This window comes from Pedobacter steynii (assembly GCF_900103665.1).
Taxonomy (GTDB): Bacteria; Bacteroidota; Bacteroidia; order Sphingobacteriales; family Sphingobacteriaceae; genus Pedobacter; species Pedobacter steynii.
The window spans coordinates 169831-193518 of record NZ_FNGY01000010.1; the positions used below are offsets into that span (position 1 = coordinate 169831).

The window sequence follows — 23688 nt, forward strand, 5'->3', positions numbered from 1 at the left end:
ATATTTTCCTGATGCGGATCAAATTTATCTTAGTTCGAGAGGTCTGCAGGAACGGGTTTGTTCAACAAATGTTCATAATAAAAGCGGTAACGTTCTGCTTTATCATGCGGCGTTTTCAGACCGCCCCAGCCATGCCTTCCTCCGGGATAGATCATCAGTTCAAAATGCTTGTTCGAATCCTGTAATTTGTCGATCAGCTGGATGGTATTCTGCACATGGACATTGTCGTCCATGTCCCCATGCATGACGCGCAACAAGCCCTTATACTTGTTTACATAAGTAAGTACAGAGCCATTTTTATAGCCTTCCGGATTTTCCTGCGGGGTGTCCATGAAACGTTCTGTATAATGACTGTCGTACAATTCCCAGCTCGTTACCGGTGCACCTGCAATTCCGAAATCGAAATCATCGGCACCCATAGTTAAGGCCATGCAGGTCATATAACCACCATAACTATGTCCGGTGATTAATAATTTTTTGTTGTCTACCCAGGATTTAGCTTTTAACCACCTTGCGGCAGTGGTATAATCTTTCATCTCCCATTTGCCAAGGTTGCGGTGCATGAGTGCAACGCCTTCTTTTCCGAATTGTCCTGAAGCACGGTGATCTACGGCAATCTGAATGATGCCTTCATTTGCCCACCATTGGTTTCCTGTTCCTTTCCAGGTATTGGTTACTGTACCGGCATTGGGACCTCCGTAAATGCTCATGATGACCGGGTATTTTTTGTTCTGATCAAAGTCTGTAGGGTAGGTGATCACTGCAGGTAACTGATAGCCATCATCTGTAGGGATGGTGATCATTTCTGTTTTACCAAAGTTGTATTGGGCAAAATCAGCAGATTTACTGTCGCCAAGCTCTTTAATAACTTTACCTGTATTGTCTAATAATGTTCTTTTTTGAGGAGTAGATACGTTAGAATAGGTCGTAATAAAATACTGACCATTTGGAGAGATTTGTACCTGATGTGTATAGTCTCCGAACGTAAGTCGTTTCAGGTTTTTTCCGTTGTAGTCTACGCGATAAAAATCTTTCCGGGTAGAGGCTTCTTTACGGGCAGTAAAATAAATGACTTTATTTTTCTCATCCACATGTTCCAGATCGGTCACCTGCCATTTTCCACTGGTGATTGGGTTAATGAGTTTTCCTGCTAAAGTGTAAAGGTAAAAATGCGCCCAGCCGGTTTTGTCGCTTTTAAGGATGTAGTGTTTTTTGTCCTGAAGGTACTCAATACGGCCATCGTAATCCAGGTCTACCCAGGAAGATTGTTTTTCATCATAGATCTCTTTTTTATCTCCTGTATTTGGGTTAACGGTAAAGAATTTTAAGTTGTCCTGACCACGGTTCATCCATTGTACCATTAAGCTGCTGCCATCATAGCTCCAATAAGGCGTGCCAAAATACTGATCGTCTTTTTCGTTGAAATCAGCCCAGGTAACGGTACCTCCGGTCACAGGGACAAAACCTACCCTAACTTCCGGATTGGAGTCTCCTGCTTTAGGATAACGCGTTTTCTCGGTGTAACCATGTTGTCCTGTTGATCCGTTGATCGGGAACATCGGAACCTTAGTGTCGTCAAAACGCATAAATGCAATGCGCTTGCTATCCGGAGCCCACCAAAATGCTTTGTACTGAGTAGGGCGGCCTAAAATTTCCTCGAAATAGACCCATGAGGACCAGCCGTTGTAAATCACGTCTGTACCATCATTCGTATACCTGGTTTCTTTTCCGCTGCTGACTTCCACCGAGTACAAATCATTGTCGCGGGTAAAGGCAATGTAATTCCCATCCGGAGAAAGCGTTGGGTTCTTTTCTTCAGCTTTGGTATTGGTCAGTTGTTTTGCCGCTTCTTTTCCGTATTGTATAAAGACATCATTGCCTTTTAGAGAAACATTTACATTGCTTTTTGGAGGCCGGGTATAAGGTGTTTTTGCACCGGATTTCGGATCTACGGCATATAATTCCCGATCTCCTGGATTGGTTTCAATATAACGGTTGTCGTCGCTCCAACCCATTACCATAGGCATTGGTTTGGTAAGGGAAGCTTGATTTCCAAGGGTTTGCTGCTGATTTAACCTTTTTAACTGCGCCTGGGCAGTCAGGTTAAAGCAGAATGATGCGGCTAAACCGATAAGTATTGTTGTTTTCATTTAGTTGTATATCCTTATGTTTGTTGGTTTCGAAAAATTGGAAATTTCTGAAAATTTACGAATAGCAATCCATCTATCAAAAATGTCTAAAAGATGTTACTTTAAGTACAGGTGATTTTTTGAGAATTATTTTAGTCTGGCTAATGAGTAGTTTTTTCAATATGCTTTAAAACTTTATCTAATGTTGCTTTAATTACATCCTGTTCCTTTTTTAGCTTTTCGTTTTCTTCTTTTAAGTCCGCTATTATTTTAGACTTTTCAATCAGGTGTAGCGTTAGTTCTTCCTGATTTTTTAAGAGTTGTTTTTGTATTTCTCCCAGATTGATGCCATCAAATTCGGCAGCCTGAGCTGAGGGCATTCCAGGGAGATGCTTATTTGCTTTAATGTATTGCTCAAGTTCATGGAGTGGCTGTAACCTGTAGTCCGGTTTGAAAACGTAATCTGGCCAGTTTTGTGTCTCTACCTTTATTTCATGTGCACGGATTTTTCCGTTTACGGACAGCTTTTCTCTTGGTATGGTGGTTCCTAATCCAAGATTTCCATTGCTGGTAATTGTTAAAAGGTCGCCATCAGTCCCATAGCCCCAGGAGAATAACTTTAGTTTCCCCCTATCATTAAAAAATTGCATTACTTTAGTATCATCGGCTCTATCCAGGTAATTGACTGCAGAGCTGATTCCGCTAATGTTAATTTGTCCTACCACTTCTAATTTGGATTTCGGATCAATGGTTCCAATGCCTACATTTCCCGCTGTTGTAATGCTAAATAGGTCTACAGGACTCAATAACGAATTGTGGGGATATTTGCTGATTTTGAATACATCCCGACTGGTTCCGTCCCATCCATAAGAAATGACCGCATCTTCGGAACCGCTATGACCAAATCTAATTGATCCTCCATTAAAATTATTGCGACTAAAAATATGTAAACCGTTCAATGGATTTATACCGATTCCAGCCATTCCTTCATCGGGGAAGCTGTTGCTTTGTGCATACGTTTGTGTAGCGAGGCCTAAAATCAAGAGCGTTTTGAAGTACCTTTTCATATTGTAATTTATTTAATCATATGGTTTATGAATGTAGAATTAAAATCATAAAAAAGGCGCCCTGGTTCAAAGGCGCCTCACAAGAATTATTTACAATGTAGCTGTAAATTTACACGATCCAGTTCCATCCGAACTCGTCAGGAGCAAGTCCGTAACGGATGTCATTTAGTGTTTTTGCGATACCGGCAGAAATCGTACGTGTAGCAGGGTCCGTTAAAGTATATAACTTACCTTCATAACTGATTTCTCCAATTGGCGTTACAGTAGCGGCAGTACCTGCTGCAAATGCATCTGTTAACTGACCATTTTCGATACCTTCGATCACTTCTTTTACACTTACCCTTCTTTCTTCCACTTCAATCCCTGCTTTTTTAGCCAGTTGAATAATGGTGTCTCTTGTTACCCCATCCAAAACGGTACTTCTTATCGAAGGAGTAACCAGTTTTCCGTCGATGACAAAGATTAAGTTTGCTGTTCCTGCTTCCTCGATAAACTCATGAGAAACGGCGTCAGTCCAGATCAACTGGTCAAAACCTTCTTTTAATGCCTCGGCAAAAGGGTGTAAAGAACGGGCGTAATTTCCAGCGGTTTTAGCATAGCCAACACCACCTTCATCTGCACGTGTAAATTCAGTTTCAATTTTTACTTTTAGTGCTTTGCTGTAATACGGCCCTGTAGGAGTCGTTAATAAAGCAAAGGTATATTTATCAGATGCCCTTACACCCAGGTAAGGATCTGTAGCGAACATCACCGGGCGGATATATAAAGAATAACCATCCTGATTCGGAACCCAGTTTTTGTCAATATCAATTAATGCAGCGATTCCCTGTCTGAAAATATCTTCAGGAATTGCAGGCATCGCCATGCGTTGTGCTGATTTGTTAAAACGCTCAAAGTTTTTGTCTGCTCTGAACACACTGATGTTACCATCAGCCTGACGGTAAGCTTTCATGCCTTCAAAAATTGCCTGTCCGTAATGCAGGGCAGAAATTGCCGGGCTCATCGGAATCGGGCCGTAAGGTAATACCTGTAAATTTGTCCAGGCGCCATCTTCGTATTCGGCAATAAACATATGATCGGAAAATACCTTTCCGAAGGGAAGTTGAGAAAAGTCTGTTACTGTTAGTCTGCTCTGCTCAATTTTCTTGATGGTTATATCCAGTGTATCGTTCATTTCTATTCGTATTTCTTCCTGCAAATTTAATAAAATTGCCCTGCTTATTTCTTTTTATTTTGATTTTGAACAGTATTGTTAAGTGTCTCCTGTACACTAAGATCAGGGTTTGCTCCGATCTGTCCGGCAGCTCAAAATACTCCTTAGTGGGTATTTCCTGCCGTAATGCCTTTCTCTAAATTTGATCATCATCCTCATCCTCCATTTTAAAATTTGAAACATGAAAAAGAAAATCACTGTCTTACTCTGCTTTTTGGTCTTAAGCAGTATTGCAGTTCAGGCACAAAGCTGGCCTAAAACGATCGGAGAGTTTAATTATTACCTCGGTCACAAAACTTCAGACCTCAAGAAAGTGATGAAGAAAGGAGGCCCTTTTGTGTACGACAAGGAACTGGATGAACAGAAGGGGCCATTTTTGATGCGCTATTACGAGTATGAAGCCTATGATTTAACCTTGTATTGCCTGGAAAATAAAGTGGTTGGCCTGATCTGTAGCGAGTTGACAAAGCCAGATGCCCTTGCGATGGAAGCCTCATTGAAAAGCAATGGATATAAGCTGAACCAAAACATGCAATATATGGGCGGTTTTCCTGCCAATTATGCCAATTTATGGATAAGTGCAGATGAAACAAGGCAATGCCGGGTCGTATATAAAGGTTTTCTGGACTTCAAAGATGGCAAACCTATTATCAATATGGATAAACTTGACTTTGTCGCGATGACTTATGCAACAGACATCATTGCCCTGGCTGTTGAAAATAAAAAATAGATATGCTCAGACTAACCTTAATTGCTGTGTTGTGCTGCCTGACATTTTTGTCGTACGCACAATCTACCGAAAACATGGTCGCATGGCTAAATGAAAAAACGGATTTGACCATGGTCAATCAATGCAACCGGCTTAATTTTATGTCCTCATCAACAACTGTTGCCGCAGATGAAATGACCTTTACCTATGGGGGAGGGAAGAAGCTGCTGGTAAAATGGGCGGATGTGACAGGCATTGATGATTTGAATGAAAAGTATAAATGTGTGACCATATACTTCAATCCGGGATCTGAAAATACCTGTAACCGCGTCATCTTCGTGCAGGAGGATAAAGCCGTTCGCAGTCAATACCTGGCTTATGCAAAGGCGATAGCCCTGCATAACAAGGCGAAACTAAAATAACAATACCCCTGAAAATAATGGGAACCAGGAAAAAACTGGTTCCCATTTGATATAACCTGCCCGATATTATGCTATCTTTAAGTAGTTGATTTCTGACACTCTTATGGGTAAGCAATTAGGCATCAGTGTATTTGTTCCTCATCCGGCACTTCAATCTTATGTGCAGGAGTATAAGTACGTTGGTCCGGGCGTGATTCAGGAAGGGATCAATTCCATTGATATTTATCCGGTAGATCATACTGAAATGTCGTTCATTTTGGATGAGCAGCATTATTTTAGAGAAAAGGGCACCGATGACCTTTTCGGTTATCCGCTTTGTTTTGTAGGTATGCTAAACCAGGGACGCTGTTTTGATGTGTTCCCAAAAACCTTTGTGCAGGTGGTCTTTAAACCATATGGTGCTTATAAGTTGTTTGGTATTCCTCAACGACATTTTTCCAACCTGGCTACAGATATACAGCTCCTGTTTCCTGGGGTAGCCATTTTAATTGAACAGCTGAAAGAAGCATCCGGATCAGCGGAAAAAGTGGTTGCTATCCTGGAACGCTGGTTATTAAACCGGCTGGATACTGCTGCAAAAACTGATGTCAGCGGGATTGCTTATGCCTGTGAACAGATTCAGCAAAGCGGCGGACTGTTACGAGTCGAAGCGCTTTGTCGCCATCTGGGAATGTCTGCAACCACACTCGGCGACCAATTCAGGGAGAAGGTAGGTTTCAGTCCCAAAACCTTTAGCCGCATTGTCCGTTTTAATCACATCAATACTTTTATCAGTCAACAGACCAATGTGAACTGGCAGGAACTGGTGTATTCCCATGGTTTTTTTGATCAAAATCATTTCATCAAAGAATTCAAACACTTTTATGGATGCACGCCCTCCCAATGGCATGCCCGTCCGTCGATTTTTACTATGCAGGAATAAGGCAGGACACTATCTTGGTGTAAACAAAAAAAATTGTCGTGTTAAATACTTTGAGCTGCATTATCGTTGATGATAGTTATTTAGACAGGATAACAGTTCAGTCTGAGCTGGAAAATGTGAAGCAATTAAAATTATTAGGAAGTTTTTCCAATGCTATAGCAGCAATGGAAATGATCAGGCTAAGACAACCGGATGTTTTATTTCTCGACGTAGATATGCCTGGCGTAACCGGCCTGCAATTGTTCAATAGCGTCGACAGTTACGCACCGGCCTGCATCATCATTAGCGCTTATCCCGAATATGCAGTTCAGGGTTTTGAACTGAAAATCTTCGATTACATCTTAAAACCTCTCGATAGTCATCGTTTCCAGCTCAGCGTACAAAGACTGCTGGACTTCAGTATGCTTAAACAAAAGGCCAGTGCTTATGATGTGCTTTTTCAACAGGAAGAAATCATTTTTAAAGAGGGTTTAAATACGATGAAAATCAACAGCAACGAGATCATCTACCTGGAGGCTTTTGGTGATTACACAAAAATTGTGACGGAAAAAAAGAGATACCTGACGCTAAAGACATTGTCAGATTTTCTCGATGCGCTGCCCGAAGGCAAGTTTATGCGGATCCACAGAAGCTATGTTGTGGCTGTTCATAAGGTGCAACGCCTGAATGTTAAAAATATAGAGGTGGGTACCAGGATATTACCAATCGGTAAGTCTCATTTGAAAGCAGCCAGACAAAGGTTTAAATAAAAACGAAATGTACTCAAAAACGTTAACCTTATTCCTGCTGCTGCTGTCCTCTTCTCAGGCTTGCTCAGCAACCTTTGCTCAACAGTATCGGCGCTATAAATATCAGACCGCTGGAGCAGGAGGTGATTACAGGCTGACTTTTAAACAGGCAAAAGGCCATTTTGAGGAGGGGGATGGGCAGACGCTGAAGGCTGACCGGATCATTCGCTTACTAAATAAAGAAAATAAGGCTAAAAAACTGGAGTTGCAACAGGAAAAAACTATCCGCCAGGTGCTCATAGATGCCGCTTTCTTATTGCTGATCACCATTTTACTGGTTTACCTGAATTTTAGAAATAAACAAAAAGCCAATTTATTACTGGATAAAAAGAACCGGCAACTCGACATCCTGAATGAACAGCTGATGGCCGGAAACCGAACCAAGGCGAAGTTATTAGGAATCATTTCCCATGATCTGAGAAGCCCGGTGAGCCAGTTGTTTACCTTTATGAGGTTACAACAGAACAGGCCGGGACTGCTGACTGAAGCCTGCAAAAATCAATATCACCAAGAGTTGCTGTTGTCTTCCGCTAATTTATTGGCGACCATGGATGACCTGCTACTATGGTCGAAAAGTCAGATGGATCATTTTACCTTGTATAATGAGGACGTAGATATTTCGCATTTACTGACCGAGCTGACAAGGTTGTTGCAAGCTGAGGCGAAGGATAAAAACATAATACTGGAAATCGAAAAACCGGACTATCAGTTTGTCAATAGTGATTATAATCTGTTGTTTACCATTCTTCGGAATTTGCTGCAAAATGCAGTCAAACATGCTTTTCCTGAAACCGTGATCCTGATCCGTGCAAATGTCAATGCACTGCAGCAGCCATACATTTCCATCATTAACCGTGGCGAAATGATCCCGGAAGAAAGAATTCAGAAATTGATCAATGAGGTGGATATTAACAGCAAGTCGTCTGGCTACGGCTTGCTGATTGTTAAAGACCTAAGTGCAATGATCGGGGCCGAGTTCAACATATGTAGTACCTTAGAAGGTACTACAACGCAGGTGGTCTTTTCCTGATCTCTAAAATTTACCAGTTCCCATACCAGGTCCATCCCATTCCGCCATAGGCGGCAGACCAGGTATTTCCGTCCTTATCGTCAATAAACAGATTCAACGCTCCAGGCTGTACGGAAGTCGCGGCTACACTTGATCCTACCGGGAAAACTTTATCCCCGACAGGCCACCATCCGGCCCATTTGCCATTGGTCTGCGGACCATAGGCAGCCGTCCAGATCCTTCCATCTATGCCAACCGCAAATATGTCCAGGTGTTCGGGGCTTTGGTTTGCCACGGAAACGGTGCTGCCCGGCGTAAATGTTGCTCCCGGGATCACCGTCCAGCCTTGCCAGCCGGTAGCAGGACTCCAGCTTGCTGCGCAAGGCAGACCATCCGCATCGATCCCAAATAAGTCTAATTGATTTTCCTTACGGCTAACAGCGGTGATGGCAATGCCTGGGATGAACTTATGGTTGTTGAAATAAAACCAATCCGTCCATACATTGCCGGTATGGGCTCCCCAGCTGTTGGTGTATACGAGACCATCATTCCCGGTCACGAAAATATCAAGTATGTCTTTTGAACGTGAGGTTGCGCCAACAGGTGAACCTGCAGGGACTTTTAACTGCCCAAGTTGCCACCATCCGTTCCAGTCGCTGTTAGACTGCGGGCCAGTGGCTGCTGACCAGATATGCCCATCCTGACCTGTTGCAAATACATCTACAAGGCCAGCGTTTCTGGATATACCTGCGACCATGGTACCTAACGTAAAGACCCCATTCAAAATGGGTTGCCATGGCCGCTTGATATGTATCGGTGGCTGACCTCCGGGAGCCATTACTACGGTCGTATAAGTCCAGGCCTTACCGTCCAGGCCAACTACCAATAAACAGATTTTGTTGCTGCTATATTTAACCGCAGTCACAGGCGAATCCACACTGGCTTGCCCACCGGCAATACCAGACCAGGCGGTCCAGGTATTCACTTTCCATTCACGGCCTACAATGTTGTTTTCCCGGTTTACTTTAAATAAAGATATTCCCCCTTTGTACATAGAAAGCGCAGAAAGCACGCTTGCTGGTCCCCATTGCAGAACGGCATCCATAGTTGCCATGTAAGCTCCACCGTGACCTGTCCAGGTGGCCTGGAAAGCACCTGATGTCAGGCTATTGCCAAACTTGCCTCCCTGATAGGGAACGTCGAGCGCCAGTGTGAGGGGCGGAAATAATCTGGCCTTAGTAAATATGGACTTCAACCATCCCCATAATTTGTCGATGACATAGGCCACAATTTTACCAACAATCACACCGATACCCGCGCCAATCAGGCCTCCGATGGGGCCTCCTATTGCTGTGCCAATGGCAAGCCCGGTTTCCATTGCATATTTCTGAGCCTGTTCTTTTGCTTCAGCTACGATTTTGTCCATGAGTTGCATCAACTCACTGGTTGCTGATACAGATATGGCAACCACGAGCGTGCAAGGCCTCGGCCAGCCCACACCATAGTCTAAATTTGCAATGCTGAATGTCCGGTCTGGCCAGTCTTTGTGGTTCTTTGTATCCCAGCCGCCTTCCAGATCTGCCAGGTCTGTTTTGGTCGTATTGCCGTAGGCATCAATCATGACGCCTTGCATATAGACATGGTCACTTCCATGACTGGTAAGACCTGTCTCTTCCAGGCAGTCCAATCTGGTTACCCGCCATCGGAGTGAGGACGTGCCAAAGCCGGGCCAGTTTGCATTTAAAACTTGCTGTCCTGCCTTTTCTTCCTGACCAAATGTTTTAAAATTGGGGGAAAGGCCAGACAATTGAGCTGCTATAGACTTGGTGCTGACTAAATCGACTTTCTTAAATAAAGCCGCATTTCTAGTAGATATACCTGTAAAAGCTCCAGTCCTTTTCACTTTTTCTGCAAGTGTCTGGGTCGCAATCCGGACGTCTTCCGCCGGCATAGTTTTGTAAAAACCCGTAAAGAAATGCTCAATGGCATTGCTGGAAGCGGGCATCTTGATGCCAGGATTACTTGTGCTTAACAGCGCCCGTTGCGCTGCAAATATTACTTTGTCTGAAACATCTTCTGCGATGGACCTGTAATTGCCATCTGTGAGTTCGGTTGGAGATATTGCTCTTATCGTAGCCATATTTTTCGTTGGTTGATTAACCGAATTTAAAATATAGCCATCCTGCGGTTACAAATAATCGATGAACGGCCGGATATAATCGATAAAGGGAAAAGACAAAAAAATGGGAACCGATTTTTATGTGGTTCCCATTTTATAGTAAAGTATTTAGCTTCTGAGGTCTTTAAGTACACTTAATACCCATCCTTTTCCCCATTCTTCCATTTGTTCTTCTGTCCAGAGGAAAGGGTAGAAAATTCTTTTCTGAAAACGTGGAGGCAGGTATTTCTGCCAGTTGGTTCCACCAGTAGCGGCAATGTCAACCGGATCTCTTTCCAGATACCGCACTGCCGATTTATAATGCGAAAGCGGCCATTCTACGTTGACAAATAAATCCAGTTTCCTAAGTTCTTCCGTTAAGGCCGTCACATCTTGTCCTTCTTCTTTTACTTTGTGGTAAAGCGCGGAGAAATTACTGTCTTTCCTGTCTTTGATCAATTGTAAAAACTGAGCTGCATATTTATTGATGAACTGTTTTAAGGTAAGTGTTTCTTTCCCCGTTGCCAGTTCTGTGGCGCCTGATTTCCAGTAAATGTGTTCAAACTGTTCTTCAATAGGCGCATTGGCGAGTGCTGCTCTTTTGTCTTTGTCTACCAGGCGACCAAAATCTGTGGCACTGATCTCAATCATTCGGTACTGTCCGGATTGAAAGCCGCTTGCCGGCAGTAGCGACATCCTGAATTTCAGGAATTGCTCTTTCTCCATTCCGTTGACCATCACTTCAAAAGAAGAAACCAGCGCGCTAAAATAGGCGTTGATCCTTTTTACACGGTCTGTAAAGAAAGCGGCGGTTAAGGTTTCCCTTGCGGCGGCAATCTGGTTAAACTCATGCAGGGAAAGCTTAAAATAAAGCTCCGTGATCTGATGGTACATGATGAAAATTTCCTCATCAGGAAAGGATGTCTTTGGTGCCTGCAGGCTCAACAGGGTGTCCAGATGAATGTAATCCCAATAGGTTAAAAAATCTGCATACAGGAGGCCATCCAGATAAGCCGACATATCCTGGCCCATTGCAGTATATTTTTCCTGCAACTTATCCAGTTTGTCTTTTATTTGTGGTGTTAATTCCATGGTTTGAAAGCTAGTACAGTACCCTGAATTTTATAGTGTGCTCAATCTTTTTTAAAGATTTGAAGAGTTGCTTATCGTATTCGGCATTGATGTCGGTAATCACATATCCGATGTTCTGATTGGTCATCAGGAATTGCGCCACAATGTTGATGTCGTGTTTTGCGAAAACAGTATTGATTTTAGCCATAATTCCGGGAACATTCTTGTGAATATGGATCAGTCGGTGAGATTTATCAATCCTTGGCAATTGTAAATTCGGGAAGTTATTGCTCAGGTGTGTCGTTCCGGTATTCATAAAGTCAATCATTCGTTTCGGAATGAAGGTCAGGTTTCTCGGATTCGATTTTAAATCGTCAAAAACCACTACACCCTGTTCGGTGCAGGTGGCAATGTCAACCTTGTTCTTTGCCTGCCCGAGATAGCCCAATGTTTTTAATTTCACCGCTCTTTTCAGCTGCTCAAGTTCGATTTTTTCTCCTTCAGCAAGTAACATCATGTGTACATCTGCGACATATTTCTCCTCAAAGGAGGTTTTATGGCGAATGGAAAAACCATCTTTCTTCAATAGAGCAATGCTTTGCGGGTCTACTTCACCGATCACGAGGCATAAAATCCTGTTCTTAGGATAAGAGATGGCCCTTGGCAGGTTGTTCACATACAGGAACTCATCGAAGCTCGGGGTCACATGGTCTGCTTTTTTTACAATGCTTTCTCTGGAGATGTTTTCTGTAAAGGCATAGAACTTTTTGATGAGCCCGCTTTCTCTAAGTTGAAAATCAGAATAACCATCACCAATTCCATAAAGGTTTCCTTCCAGGTTCAGCTGCTGCATTAATTTCACCTTACCACCTTCTTCACTTAAAGGATTGGCATGGTCGTAATCTATAATTTTGCCATCGCCGGTGGTGACAAACGTATTGGCGTAAATGTTTTCTTTTTTGATGTGGTATTGGCTCACCACAGGGGTGATAAACTCTTTAAATCCACCTGAAACGATCAATACTTCATCCGCATGTTTCTTAAAGAATGCTGCATTGCGGGAGAAAGAAGCAGATACTTTTTTCTTTAACCGGGTGATCAGCTGTTTTAAATGGTCTTCTGAAGCTTCTAAAAGTTTGACCCTTTGTGCAAGGCTCTCCCCGAAAGATAACTTTCCTTCCATGGCCAGGTTGGTATAGTCTTCAATTTTCTTGAAGATGGCTTCTTTCTCAGGATGCTTTTTGAGGGAAATACGGGCCAGCTCATCCAATGCCTCTACCTGGGTAAAGGTGCTGTCGAAATCAATGATGTAAATATTCTTCTGATTCATAATTTTAAGGAAGTGGGAGCTGTTTCAGGGCCTGACAGGTTTCTGCTATGGTCTGATCCAGCGGCTTAAATGTTATTCCAATGGTCTCAATTATTTTTTTATTGCTGTATAAACTCTCGTTCAGGCTGCTTCTGGCTGCATCACTTGTTAAAGCGGCTGGTTTTCCGGTAAATAAAGCCGCAAATTTCGCGGCTCTCCAGGCAATGCCAAGCATCCATGGTTTCGCTTCTTTAGCAGGTGCTTTGACCCCAAAACCTTTGGCGATCTCTCCAAAAAAGCGTTGGTAATTGTAGTTTTCTGCACTGATGGTAAAACGCTGTTCTGTAATCGTACTGTTCATCAGGGCAATCATGCTTTTGGCCACATCCCGGACATCTACAATTCCGGTTGCGCCTTTGGTATAGAAAGACAGACCCTCTTTTACGAGTTTAAAAATCGCTCCGCTTCCCTGAAATCCGGCAGTACCACCGATGATGACTGATGGATTTACAATTACGGCTTCCAGTCCTTCAGCAATACCACGCCAGACTTCCATTTCGCCTTCATATTTGGAAATGGCATAGGAATGTGCCTTGGAATCGTATTCCCAGAAGTCTTTTTCTGTAATCAGCTGCCCTTTTTTTGCATTTCCCAAAGCGGCAACAGAACTGACATGAAGCAACCTCGCCTGGTTTTCCACGCAAAGATTCACCACATTGCTCGTTCCTTCAATATTTACTTTCAGTAATTTTGCTTTGTCTCTGGGGTCAAAAGAAATCATTGCGGCACAGTGATACACCTGGTGGATATCTTCAAATGCCGTATCCAGTGTAGAAAGGTCGTTGATGTCTGCAATCGCCCATTCTATCAGGGGATTGTCTTTTATTAAATCAGGAATCACGGAGTGCTCACGCTTTAAGGCCCTGAGCTTTGCTCCCCCTCCGGTTAGCTGATGTATTAATTCTGCTCCTAAAAATCCAGTAGCACCGGTAACCAATATCATTTCATTTTTTTTAGGATGTTCATTAAAATATGCGCTCAAAAATAGATATTTGACAGATACATTTATAGTACAATATGTCTTTATCAGATTTTTTTTCTCCGGTCAACCCTGACAAATTTGCCCCAAAACATGGATTCTATACCAGCCAGTTGGGTTTAAAGGCAGGTTTTTACACGGATAAATTTCCTGAACTGGAGGGAAATCAATATGATATTGCCATTTTTGGCGTGCTTGACGACCGTGCTGCGGTAAATAATGAAGGTTGTGCACTCGCTCCGGACTATTTCAGATCGCAATTTTATACTTTAAATGAGGGTGCTTTTAACAGCAGAATCATCGATCTCGGAAACATTAAACCTGGAGCTTCTATTTCCGATACCTATGTGGCGGTGAAGATGGTCGTGGCCGAGCTGATCCGGCTGGGCATCCTGCCGATCATTATGGGAGGTGGACAAGACCTGACCTATGCGCAATACCTGGCTTATGAAAGCCTGGATCAAAAGGTAGATCTGGTGGTGGTGGACAGTAAATTTGACCTCGATGAGGAAGATCAGGAAGGACTGGCTGCAAAATCGGATACCTATCTGAATAAAATTCTGTTGCATCAGCCCAATTACCTGTTTAACTTCAGCAATATCGGTTATCAAACCTATTTTGTAAATCAGGAAAGCCTGAAAGTAATGAATAAGCTTTACTTTGATGTTCACCGTCTGGGTGAATTTATGGATGACATTACCCTCACCGAACCGATTGTACGGAACGCGAATATGATCAGTTTTGATATTGGTGCCATCCGCTCTTCTGATGCCAGGGCTAATGCCAATGCAGGGCCAAATGGTTTTTACGGAGAACAGGCCTGCAGGATTACGCGTTATGCGGGAATGAGCGACAAGCTGACTTCCATTGGCTTTTATGAGTTTAATCCGGCATTCGACAATAACGGTCAGACAGCGATGTTGCTGGCACAAATGGTCTGGTATTTTGTTGATGGTTTTTACAACCGCAAGAAAGATTTTCCGTTGACTCCCAAATCGCAATACCTGGTGTATCGTGCGAGTTTAAACGATGGTTCAGGAGAGATGCTTTTTGTAAAGAGTAAAAAGTCCGACCGCTGGTGGATGCAGGTGCCTTACCCCTCAGGAATCACTAAAAATGAACGCTTCCATTTAGTGCCTTGCCGTTATGATGATTATACGATGGCAGTAAATGGAGAGATGCCGGATCTGTGGTGGAGGACGTACCAAAAGCTATTGTAATTTTACTTAAAATATAACGTTTAAAAGGAGATAGATGCGGTTCCCCCTTTAAACATTGCTTACATTGGCCTTAGGATGCTGATGAAGCAGGAGAAGATCCTAAACTAACATAAACTAATATTCGATGAAGCCATCATGATCTTACAGATCAAATAAAAAATGAATAACAAGATCAGGATCGCTTCATAACCATAAAAAAACAATATAAACTCATGAAAAAAACATTAATCGCTGCAATCTGCCTATTGCCTGTTGCAGCAATGTCACAAGGTAAATTTACCGTTAATGGAAAAGTAGGAACCTTAAATGCGCCGGCAAAGGCTTTTATTGCTTATCGGGTAGGCCAGAACCAGATTACCGATTCCACAGCAATTGTAGCCGGGAAATTTACGTTCTCAGGTCCGCTTAGCGGAATTGCGCAGGCACAAATCAGGATCAAACATGACAATGCGGTAGCAGATCCGGCAAAACGTGTTCCTGCAGATGTGATCAGTTTTTATCTTGAGCCTAAAGCTGTTGAACTGATTGCTCCTAAAGATTCTATAAAATATGCAACCATAAAGGGCTCTAAATTAAACGAGGAAAACGAGAAGTATAAATCGCTGACTAAAGTTGTTAATGAAAAAGGAGCTGCCTTGATGCGTGAGTATCGCAGTAAAACGGAAGAGCAGCGTAAAGACGAAGCTTATATTAAAACGGTGATGAGCCGTGATGATGAAAACCAAAAAGAACTGGAAGCCATCAATAAGACTTTCATTGAAGCCAATCCTAATTCTTATGTGAGTTTAGTCGCTTTTCGAGGTGGTTTGGGAGAGATTGATGTGAATGTAGTAGAGCCTCAGTTCAACAAATTTTCTGCTGAAGTAAGGGCAACAGATCTTGGTAAAAATATTGCCAATATGATTGCGGCTGCCAAGAAAACTCAGGTTGGCCAAATGGCGATGGACTTCACACAAAATGATGTGAATGACAAGCCGGTAAAACTATCTGATTTCAAAGGTAAATATGTATTGCTTGATTTCTGGGCGTCATGGTGTGGACCTTGTCGTCAGGAAAACCCTAACGTAGTAACGGCTTATAAAAACTTTAAAGACAAAAATTTCACCGTTCTTGGTGTTTCTTTGGACCGTCCGGGTAAAAAAGCAGATTGGTTACAGGCGATAGAAAAAGATGGGTTAACATGGACACATGTTTCTGACCTGCAATTCTGGGACAATGCCGCTGCAAAGGCTTATGGCATTCAGTCTATCCCTGCAAACTACCTGATCGATCCAACTGGTAAAATTATTGCCAAAAACATCAGAGGTGAAGAATTACAAAAGAAATTAGCAGAAATCTTAGGCGCAGGACAATCTAAATAGTCTTGTTTTCTTAGATTCAAAATTTTTATTTAAACATCATCAGGGAGCCGGTTTAGTGATGATCTGACCGTTGTACAACCCCCTGGCTAAATGGCTGAATACCTGATTTGCATAGCAAATGGGAATTCAGCCATTTTCTTTTATCCGTACCGGCCCTGTTTCAGGACGCTTCTTGATCTGCATCTCATTTGGTACAACAAGTATCCCCGCTTAGGGCAAGGTTATACCATGCTTCCAGTTGCTGTTATTTTGCTTCTTTTTTGAGAGGAGGTTGCTAGGGCCTTATAGGGTCTGTAGCCCTGTCAACCTCGATTATTGTATGCTGAAATTTAACTGTAACCTAAACGTAATTGGCAGCATGTTATACGTTTGGTATTGACTTTAATAGAAATTATTACTTATATTAGTGTTGTTGATGCTTAAAATATTAACTTTTTATTATTGAGTAATTAATCTATTAAATATGGCAAAAGCACCAAATGGGCCTCTGGGCCCCTTAAATGGAAAATTAAGCAATCTGGTTTTTTATATGTTAAATGGACAGCCAGTCGTTCGTACCATTGGCGATCCGGGTAAACCAAGCCGGAATCAGCTGGCTAACCGTCAGGCGATGTCGGTGACGATGGATATGGTACGAATGATCTCTGAGTTTACAAACGTCAGTTTTGAGCTGGAAGCAAAAGGAACGGTTAGAAACGCACATAATCTGGCTACTTCTTACATCAAAAAACATGCGATAAAAGGCGAATACCCCAATCTCTCTGTGGATTATGCGAAGGTGATCCTGAGCAACGGTACTTTACCCGGCGCAAATGACCTGAAAATTGAGAAGAACGAAAAAGGAGTTTTAGTGAGCTGGGACCCCAGCGGCTGGTACAATGATATCGTCATGATTCTGCTCTATCATCCCCTGAAAAAAACGGCGAGGCCGGTTATTAATGCGTGTCGCAGAGATGCAGGGAGCTATTTTGTGGATTTACATTCAGAACTTGTCGAAGAACCAATAGAAGCTTATATCTGCTTCAGAGCAGCCAACGGCAAGGCCATTTCCGATAGTCAATACATTGGCAACCTGAACGGAGCAGTCGAAAGTCAGGAGGAGATCGCGCAAAAGCAAAAATATGCTTTGGTAAAGCAACGTTTTGATGCTGTGGAGGCCGATTATTTAAAACAGATGGAGGATAACCGGGGGAATCCCGTCGATAGCAAAGCATTCCGAAACCTGGAAAGGGAGTATGAGGTGTTAAAGAATAAACTGGAGCATCTTCCGGGAAAGCCGGGTTAGATTTTATGGGCAAAAAAGGCTACAAAAGGATGATGATTTAATTATCCTGCTAAAGGATTATATTATTATTTTTGACAGCCGTTTATCAAAACGGTTTGAACCAAAAATAGAATATATGCGGATTCGCTTACTCTTGACTTTTGCTGTATTGTGTACAGCCTTTAATAACATTTATGCCCAGGAACTGGAAGGAAATTTAAATTTTCACGGATTCGCAGACAACAGGGAGTACGCAAGGTCGAACCGGTTTTCAGAAACCATTTTCGGATTGAGGGTTACTCCATCGGTGGGACTATTGATAGATAGTGCACATCGAATCAGGCTTGGTGTAAATGTGATGCACGAATTTGGCTCTCCGAAATTCAGCAACAAAGCGGATATCGTAGCTTACTATCAATACCTTAAGAAAAACTGGAATTTCTATATGGGCGCTTTCCCGAGAGAGGGTTTGATCTCTGATTTTCCAAGAGCAATTTTGAATGATACACTCAATTATTACCGTCCGAATGTGGAGGGGATGTTGGTAAAGTATGAAAATGAAAACTGGAAACAGGTCATCTTTATCGACTGGACCAGCAGACAAACGGCAACAGCGAGGGAGAACTTTATTTTTGGATTTTCCGGACGTTATAAGAAAGATGCGTTTTTTGTTTCTCACTATGCGATGATGCTGCATAATGCAGGTCCGGGGATCCCTATCCCTGATGATCATATTCAGGATAATGGTGCAGCAATGGTTAAAGCTGGAGTAGACCTTTCCCACAAAACATTTTTGGATTCCCTGACGATTAGTGCAGGAGGAATGATGTCCTTTGAGCGCACCCGTACCGTTGGGGGATGGCAAACGCCAAAAGGCTTAGTGGTGGACTTAAGTCTGGAGTACCATAGGTTTGGAATCACCAATTTCTTTTACAAAGGAGAAGGCCATCATTTGATCATGGGCGATAAGTTTTATACTTCTAAAACGTATAACAGAACGGACCTGACCTGGCGCCCGATTATTTATAAGAATCTGGAAGGTAAACTGGCGCTGTCTTTTCACTTTGTTGATGGGGTGATTGATAGCCAGCAGGCCTTCGGGTTAAGGTATAATCTTTTTGGAAGCAGATCGCTGAAAAGAAAATAAGGATAAAGGGAAAGCGCTAAATTTTAGCGCTTTTTTGTTGTAAAGTATTTTATTATTGTTAATACCTGGACGATCCCTGGAATAAGGTGGCAGTGGATTTTAAACTGATAGAGAAATATAAGGATTTAGGTATAGCGGACGTGATTGACGATGAGAAGTTTAATAACATTTCAGTAGTTCATCATTCGACTGTTATAGACGGATCGATTTTGACAGAAGTTGAAGCACAGGTGTTAATTAACGAGGGCCTTACTCCTAAAGGAAAGCCCTTAAATCATAGTCTAATGGTTACAGACCCTTTTAATGCATTAAAAATTTGGCATTTAAGCATAATTATAGAGGTAAATCACTAGAATCTGTTTGTTTTAAATGCATGAAAAAAATTCCTAAAAAAAAGAATATATATATATCCGCTATTGTCATATATTTAGCAGAAATAAATTAATCCCATTGCTAACGTCTCTCCGGGTAATTGAAATGTGTGCTGTGGATTAGTGTTTACCTGAATAGAGCGGTATGATATCGCCTTATGAAAACTACTTTAAATACCTGTACTTCTTTACTGACATCTCCTTTGTCACTTATAATTACTCCCCGGTCTTGAGTTGATGAGTAATAATGTCCTGAAACCTAATCCAGAATCGACCAATAAAACCAAAATGATACATAACCTATCTCGTATTGTAACTGTTGTTACTTTACTATTCTTTGCCAAAACTAGTTTTGCTCAACCAAGAGTTGTCGCTGAAAGTCCTCAAGTTTCTTCTATTGGAAGGTATTGGGATATTCCTGTAGGGGGATATACCGGAACACCGGACATTAATCTTCCCCTGTATAAACTCCAAATAGGAGGATTGGAGCTACCGATAACGATGTCTTATCATGCTTCGGGTGTTAAAGTAAAAGATGAAGCTTCCTGGGTAGGATTAGGTTGGACATTGAACGTCGGAGGGATGATTAATAAAGTCGTAAATGGAGAGGAAGATACTCAAACAGGACTCGAGTTGAGAGGGGACTTGGCATGGCATGGACCAAATCGAATCAAAGTTAATCTATCGAGAACAATGCTGAAAGGTTTTTTGTCGGCTGATAAAGATTTTCTAAGAAACATCATGTTTAGCCCATATAATAAGACAAGATACCAGTATTCAGACCTGATGGAAGGGTATAAAGATTTGGATTTTATTAATATGCGATATCTAAGCAATACAGGTTTGTATCTCTACGGCAACGATCCGTTACGAGCAACTCCAAGCTTAATTGATATCAAAGCATTTGGTAAAAATGACTTTTCTCCGGATTTATATTTATGTAATGTAAACGGAATGAGCGGTAGTTGGATGTATGGTCTGGATAATAAGCCTCATGAAATTAAGGCGAACAATTTTAAAATTGAGGGTGGACCCAGTGCATGGAAAATTACAGATGCCAAAGGCATTCAATACCATTTTAACGACTATGGAAAGACCACTAAGTTGGCAAAAACCTATTTTACCTATACTCCGGGTTATGCGTTAAGCACCAGAACGTCAATTGATAGCCTCGCTGATTCCACCTACAAGTATAATTCAAATATTTCTTCGGCGTATTTAAATAAAATGATATCTCCGACAGGTGAAGAGATAAATATCTATTATTCTAAAAAGGTGTATAGCAATTATCATACACCAACAATAATACATAACAAGGAATGGATGAGTGGTGAATTTGATCTTGGAGGACCGTTGCCTCCTGAAAGTTTACCCAATTCCTATTATAACGACGCGATCTCTGCAATGATGCAGGCGTTTCCAAAGCCTGATGATATTATCTATACTTCTACAATAGAACAAAGTAGTGTCGAGGAATTTTACCCGGATTCAATCACATCCAGAAAAGAACTTATAAAGTTTATAAAATTGCCAAGAGTGGATATTCCAAATGGAATACGATTGTCAGAAATTCAGATCTATAGTAAAACATCTCAAGGCTTAAAACTGGTTAAGCAAATCCTTTTTGATAATGATCAATATTTTGCACTAAGAGCGCCATCACTAAAAGACACAGACAAGAGATTAAAATTAGGTGGCATCGAAAACAAAGGTGCAATAAATGGGCAGGCCAGTCTGGGAGATAAGTTTAGTTTCTTATATGATAATAGTCCGCTTCCTTCCAAATCCAACTATAATGGAGGAATCAATAATATTCTTAAAGTGCCTGATCAAAGAGGGGATAATCAGGATAATTACGGGTATATTTCTTATTTAAATACCCCTTATAATGTGTATAGAGATAATATAGATGTTAAAAATAACCAGGCTGGAATCTTACAAAAGATCATTTATCCTACGGGTGGATATATGGAGTATAAATATGAATCGAATAGGTATGATACCGGAGATTTAGGAGCTGGATTAAGGGTGAAAGAAACTACCTTGAAAATGGGCGATTCTTTGTTGTTAAAACAAGAGTATTCCTATATCCACGGAACACAACTGACGTTTAATCAGTTTACTAATAAACAAGAAGCCTTCAAGGTAGTCATGGAGTACAAAGATGCACTTTCAAATATAAATGCAAGAGCAATCACCTATAATCATACCCTTTCGACCGCACCTTATCGCAGTATAAATTTAGGGGGCTATGGAAGTGACTTATTTGTTTATGCTAATATCGAGGTTTCGGAAATGGGGAGTGTAAATAAAGGGAAAACATCTTATCAATTTTCTACTTCAGATAATGATTTTAAGGAGAAAGAAGATTTAATAAGAAGTTTTTCGGTCGGTACCCCTGTACAGGATATGCCATCGACTTATCCACTTGGTAATTTTATATCATTTAACTTTCCGCAAATAAAATACTCCTCTTCTTTAGGTAATTTGCTTAAAAAGACGGTGTTTAGGTATTCAAATGATGGGTATAAGAAGGTATTAGAGGAAGAGAATAAGTATTTGACAAATGCTGAATCCAGAGGCCCTGATCAAACAACTAAAGAGAATAGCGATCTTCCGGTATATAGAAAGAGTTCTCTGGTCTGGGATCTTCGTTTTAGTAGTATGGCCCCCGATAAAAATAATCCTGGTGTTTCTGTGACAACACCGCCGCCTTTTCCAGGGGAATTTGGAGCAAGGGGGTTTTGGTCCGTAAGCAGTGTATACCTTCCGCCAATGGCACAAGGGTTTAATGATCTTATCGACGACCAAATGTTCATGCTTACAGACCCAAAGGTTACTAAGAGATATTGGTATCCTTCTCAGATTTTAATGAATAATATTTCACCGTTCTATAAGAAAATAGCACAAACAACGGTCAGGACATATGACATGAATGACGATAGTAAATTTGTTGAACAGATTAAAAAGTTTGATTATGATACAGCAGAGGATATTGATGCTAACAAAATAACCGATATCCTGAGTAAGGAAAATACTTTAGAGCATGTTTATTTGTACGCTAAAGATGCCAGGATAAATCAGTTGGATGCTAAACATATACTCAGTGAGGTTGTGGAATCATCGGTTTACAATACCTCTAATAGCATCAGGAATTTAATATCTCTTGAAAAAAATACTTATTATCCGGACCGCCCGCTCTTGTTTGAAAAGCTAAAATTGGATGTGCCAAAAAACCTGTTTAATGCTGAGTTTATCATCAACAAGTATGATGCGAATTCGAATGTTCTGGAGGTCTCCAATTCAGCAGGGGTAAAAAAAGCCTATCGTTGGAATAAGGCCAAAACTTTTCCAATAGCAGAGTGTATCAATGCCACAGAATCTGAGTTTTTTTATGAGTCTTTTGAAGATAATGGGGTGGTTAGCGATGCACATACAGGCGTTGCTTCATTCAATGGTTCGTACAATACTGCGAGCTTTTTTACCAAGCCCGAAAATGGAAGAAAATACTTAATTAGTTATTGGTATGTAAGTAATGGGGCCTGGAAGCATAGTGGGGACTTGATCTATAGTGGACAGGTTTTAACTGGAACTTTGGATGATATTAGAATTTTTCCTGAAAATAGCGGGTTGTCAACTTATACCTATGACTCTTCATTTGGAATTACTTCCAGGACTGATGAAAGGAATTATACTACATTTTATAATTATGATGAATTTGGAAGATTAAAAAATACAAAAGATCAAAACCAAAATATCATCAAGACCTATGACTATAATTATTCCACAAATCCGAATTGGGTTGATGTCGCCTGTAATTGTCTGATTGATCAAACAGGTGTGAATACAGGGCAGGTCACCAAAACGCAAAAGAATTTTAACCCTAGAAGTGGAGTCACTTACAACACTTTACGCTCGGTAACCATTACAGACAGAGAGATATGTCCATTTATTAATGCCAGGCTTACACAACTTATTTCTAAGAATGATTGTACCGAAGGAACCGGGAGCAAGGAGGAGTATACCATTCCGGCGGGGCAGTATAGTTCGCTAATATCCCAACAAGATGCGGATAGCAAGGCGTTACAAAGCATCAGCACACTTGGGCAGGCTTTCGCTAATCAAAATGGTGTTTGTACCGCTAGTTTTAAAGTAGAAAATTTTGTGAATGATAACAATAGCACGATAACGGTGAAATTTACCAATATCTCAACCTTAAAAGTTTATGAAGTGACAGCCAAAGGAGGGGGAGGAGTTAATGCTAAAAGGAACATTTCTATACCGGGTGGCAATTACAAGATAGAAATAAAAGCATTGGGAATCAGTGCTCCATTCTCTGCAATTGCATTAAATAGCGCTACTGCAAATATGGGTTATACTACCCCCGGGACGATCATAAATTATACTTTCAATAACCAGCTGATTGTTTCAGGTGTAGACTATAATATTATTCCAATAACTGAATTGCCATAGGTTGGTGAGATTCACA

17 protein-coding genes are annotated in these 23688 nt (G+C 41.4%); 10 read left to right on the forward strand and 7 right to left on the reverse strand.

Features of this window, described 5'->3' with window-relative positions; translation table 11 throughout:
* Positions 1-29: 29 nt before the first annotated feature.
* From BLQ87_RS25060 to BLQ87_RS25070, 3 genes are all read right to left on the reverse strand, one after another.
* The gene (locus BLQ87_RS25060) at positions 30-2150 is read right to left on the reverse strand and encodes a S9 family peptidase (protein ID WP_074611662.1); all 2121 of its coding nucleotides are present in this window, start codon (positions 2148-2150) and stop codon (positions 30-32) included.
* Positions 2151-2290: 140 nt separating this feature from the next.
* Complete coding sequence (locus BLQ87_RS25065) at positions 2291-3196, reverse strand: hypothetical protein (protein ID WP_074611663.1); 906 nt, start codon at positions 3194-3196, stop codon at positions 2291-2293.
* 109 nt (positions 3197-3305) lie between these two features.
* Complete coding sequence (locus BLQ87_RS25070; RefSeq protein ID WP_074611664.1) at positions 3306-4370, reverse strand: branched-chain amino acid aminotransferase; 1065 nt, start codon at positions 4368-4370, stop codon at positions 3306-3308.
* Positions 4371-4590: 220 nt separating this feature from the next.
* On the opposite strand from BLQ87_RS25070, the gene BLQ87_RS25075 reads away from it, so the two are divergent.
* The 5 genes from BLQ87_RS25075 (at position 4591) to BLQ87_RS25095 (ending at position 8280) form a co-directional block, all read left to right on the forward strand.
* The gene (locus BLQ87_RS25075) at positions 4591-5139 is read left to right on the forward strand and encodes a hypothetical protein (protein WP_074611665.1); all 549 of its coding nucleotides are present in this window, start codon (positions 4591-4593) and stop codon (positions 5137-5139) included.
* Between the two features lie 2 nt (positions 5140-5141).
* Positions 5142-5540, forward strand: a complete 399-nt coding sequence (locus BLQ87_RS25080; protein ID WP_143010540.1) for a hypothetical protein — start codon at positions 5142-5144, stop codon at positions 5538-5540.
* Positions 5541-5643: 103 nt separating this feature from the next.
* Entirely contained in the window at positions 5644-6462 is an 819-nt protein-coding gene (locus BLQ87_RS25085) for an AraC family transcriptional regulator (RefSeq protein ID WP_074611667.1), read from the forward strand.
* 38 nt (positions 6463-6500) lie between these two features.
* Positions 6501-7211: a LytR/AlgR family response regulator transcription factor gene (locus BLQ87_RS25090; RefSeq protein WP_083362048.1), complete on the forward strand. Its 711-nt coding sequence runs from the start codon at positions 6501-6503 to the stop codon at positions 7209-7211.
* Between the two features lie 7 nt (positions 7212-7218).
* Positions 7219-8280: a sensor histidine kinase gene (locus tag BLQ87_RS25095; RefSeq protein WP_074611669.1), complete on the forward strand. Its 1062-nt coding sequence runs from the start codon at positions 7219-7221 to the stop codon at positions 8278-8280.
* Positions 8281-8290: 10 nt separating this feature from the next.
* Here BLQ87_RS25095 and BLQ87_RS25100 read toward each other — a convergent pair whose 3' ends face one another.
* The 4 genes from BLQ87_RS25100 to BLQ87_RS25115 all read right to left on the reverse strand — a co-directional run bounded on the left by BLQ87_RS25100 (position 8291) and on the right by BLQ87_RS25115 (position 13839).
* Positions 8291-10399 carry a PLL family lectin gene (locus BLQ87_RS25100; RefSeq protein WP_074611670.1) on the reverse strand — a complete coding sequence of 703 codons (2109 nt, stop codon included), beginning with the start codon at positions 10397-10399 and terminating at the stop codon, positions 8291-8293.
* Between the two features lie 147 nt (positions 10400-10546).
* Positions 10547-11509, reverse strand: coding sequence for a tryptophan 2,3-dioxygenase family protein (locus tag BLQ87_RS25105; protein ID WP_074611671.1), 963 nt, complete (start codon positions 11507-11509; stop codon positions 10547-10549).
* A gap of 10 nt (positions 11510-11519) precedes the next feature.
* Positions 11520-12818, reverse strand: coding sequence for an HAD-IB family phosphatase (locus tag BLQ87_RS25110; protein WP_074611672.1), 1299 nt, complete (start codon positions 12816-12818; stop codon positions 11520-11522).
* Between the two features lie 4 nt (positions 12819-12822).
* Complete coding sequence (locus tag BLQ87_RS25115; RefSeq protein ID WP_317048294.1) at positions 12823-13839, reverse strand: NAD-dependent epimerase/dehydratase family protein; 1017 nt, start codon at positions 13837-13839, stop codon at positions 12823-12825.
* A 35-nt stretch (positions 13840-13874) separates the two neighbouring features.
* Here BLQ87_RS25115 and BLQ87_RS25120 point away from each other — a divergent pair, with 35 nt between their 5' ends.
* From BLQ87_RS25120 to BLQ87_RS25145, 5 genes are all read left to right on the forward strand, one after another.
* Positions 13875-15056 carry a formimidoylglutamase gene (locus tag BLQ87_RS25120; RefSeq protein ID WP_074611673.1) on the forward strand — a complete coding sequence of 394 codons (1182 nt, stop codon included), beginning with the start codon at positions 13875-13877 and terminating at the stop codon, positions 15054-15056.
* 212 nt (positions 15057-15268) lie between these two features.
* Positions 15269-16417: a TlpA disulfide reductase family protein gene (locus BLQ87_RS25125; protein WP_074611674.1), complete on the forward strand. Its 1149-nt coding sequence runs from the start codon at positions 15269-15271 to the stop codon at positions 16415-16417.
* A gap of 463 nt (positions 16418-16880) precedes the next feature.
* A complete protein-coding gene (locus BLQ87_RS25130) occupies positions 16881-17702 on the forward strand; it encodes a DUF6266 family protein (protein ID WP_074611675.1) in 822 nt (273 codons plus the stop codon).
* 115 nt (positions 17703-17817) lie between these two features.
* Entirely contained in the window at positions 17818-18828 is a 1011-nt protein-coding gene (locus tag BLQ87_RS25135) for a hypothetical protein (RefSeq protein WP_074611676.1), read from the forward strand.
* Between the two features lie 659 nt (positions 18829-19487).
* Complete coding sequence (locus BLQ87_RS25145; RefSeq protein ID WP_143010541.1) at positions 19488-23672, forward strand: DUF5977 domain-containing protein; 4185 nt, start codon at positions 19488-19490, stop codon at positions 23670-23672.
* Positions 23673-23688: the final 16 nt, after the last annotated feature.

Coding starts and splice junctions, on each gene's coding strand:
- BLQ87_RS25130 (WP_074611675.1), top strand. CDS start 16,881: ATGGCAAAAGCACCAAATGGGCCTCTGGGCCCCTTAAATGGAAAATTA.
- BLQ87_RS25080 (WP_143010540.1), top strand. CDS start 5,142: ATGCTCAGACTAACCTTAATTGCTGTGTTGTGCTGCCTGACATTTTTG.
- BLQ87_RS25065 (WP_074611663.1), bottom strand. CDS start 3,196: ATGAAAAGGTACTTCAAAACGCTCTTGATTTTAGGCCTCGCTACACAA.
- BLQ87_RS25135 (WP_074611676.1), top strand. CDS start 17,818: ATGCGGATTCGCTTACTCTTGACTTTTGCTGTATTGTGTACAGCCTTT.
- BLQ87_RS25100 (WP_074611670.1), bottom strand. CDS start 10,399: ATGGCTACGATAAGAGCAATATCTCCAACCGAACTCACAGATGGCAAT.
- BLQ87_RS25110 (WP_074611672.1), bottom strand. CDS start 12,818: ATGAATCAGAAGAATATTTACATCATTGATTTCGACAGCACCTTTACC.
- BLQ87_RS25070 (WP_074611664.1), bottom strand. CDS start 4,370: ATGAACGATACACTGGATATAACCATCAAGAAAATTGAGCAGAGCAGA.
- BLQ87_RS25145 (WP_143010541.1), top strand. CDS start 19,488: ATGATACATAACCTATCTCGTATTGTAACTGTTGTTACTTTACTATTC.
- BLQ87_RS25125 (WP_074611674.1), top strand. CDS start 15,269: ATGAAAAAAACATTAATCGCTGCAATCTGCCTATTGCCTGTTGCAGCA.
- BLQ87_RS25060 (WP_074611662.1), bottom strand. CDS start 2,150: ATGAAAACAACAATACTTATCGGTTTAGCCGCATCATTCTGCTTTAAC.
- BLQ87_RS25095 (WP_074611669.1), top strand. CDS start 7,219: ATGTACTCAAAAACGTTAACCTTATTCCTGCTGCTGCTGTCCTCTTCT.
- BLQ87_RS25105 (WP_074611671.1), bottom strand. CDS start 11,509: ATGGAATTAACACCACAAATAAAAGACAAACTGGATAAGTTGCAGGAA.
- BLQ87_RS25085 (WP_074611667.1), top strand. CDS start 5,644: ATGGGTAAGCAATTAGGCATCAGTGTATTTGTTCCTCATCCGGCACTT.
- BLQ87_RS25075 (WP_074611665.1), top strand. CDS start 4,591: ATGAAAAAGAAAATCACTGTCTTACTCTGCTTTTTGGTCTTAAGCAGT.
- BLQ87_RS25120 (WP_074611673.1), top strand. CDS start 13,875: ATGTCTTTATCAGATTTTTTTTCTCCGGTCAACCCTGACAAATTTGCC.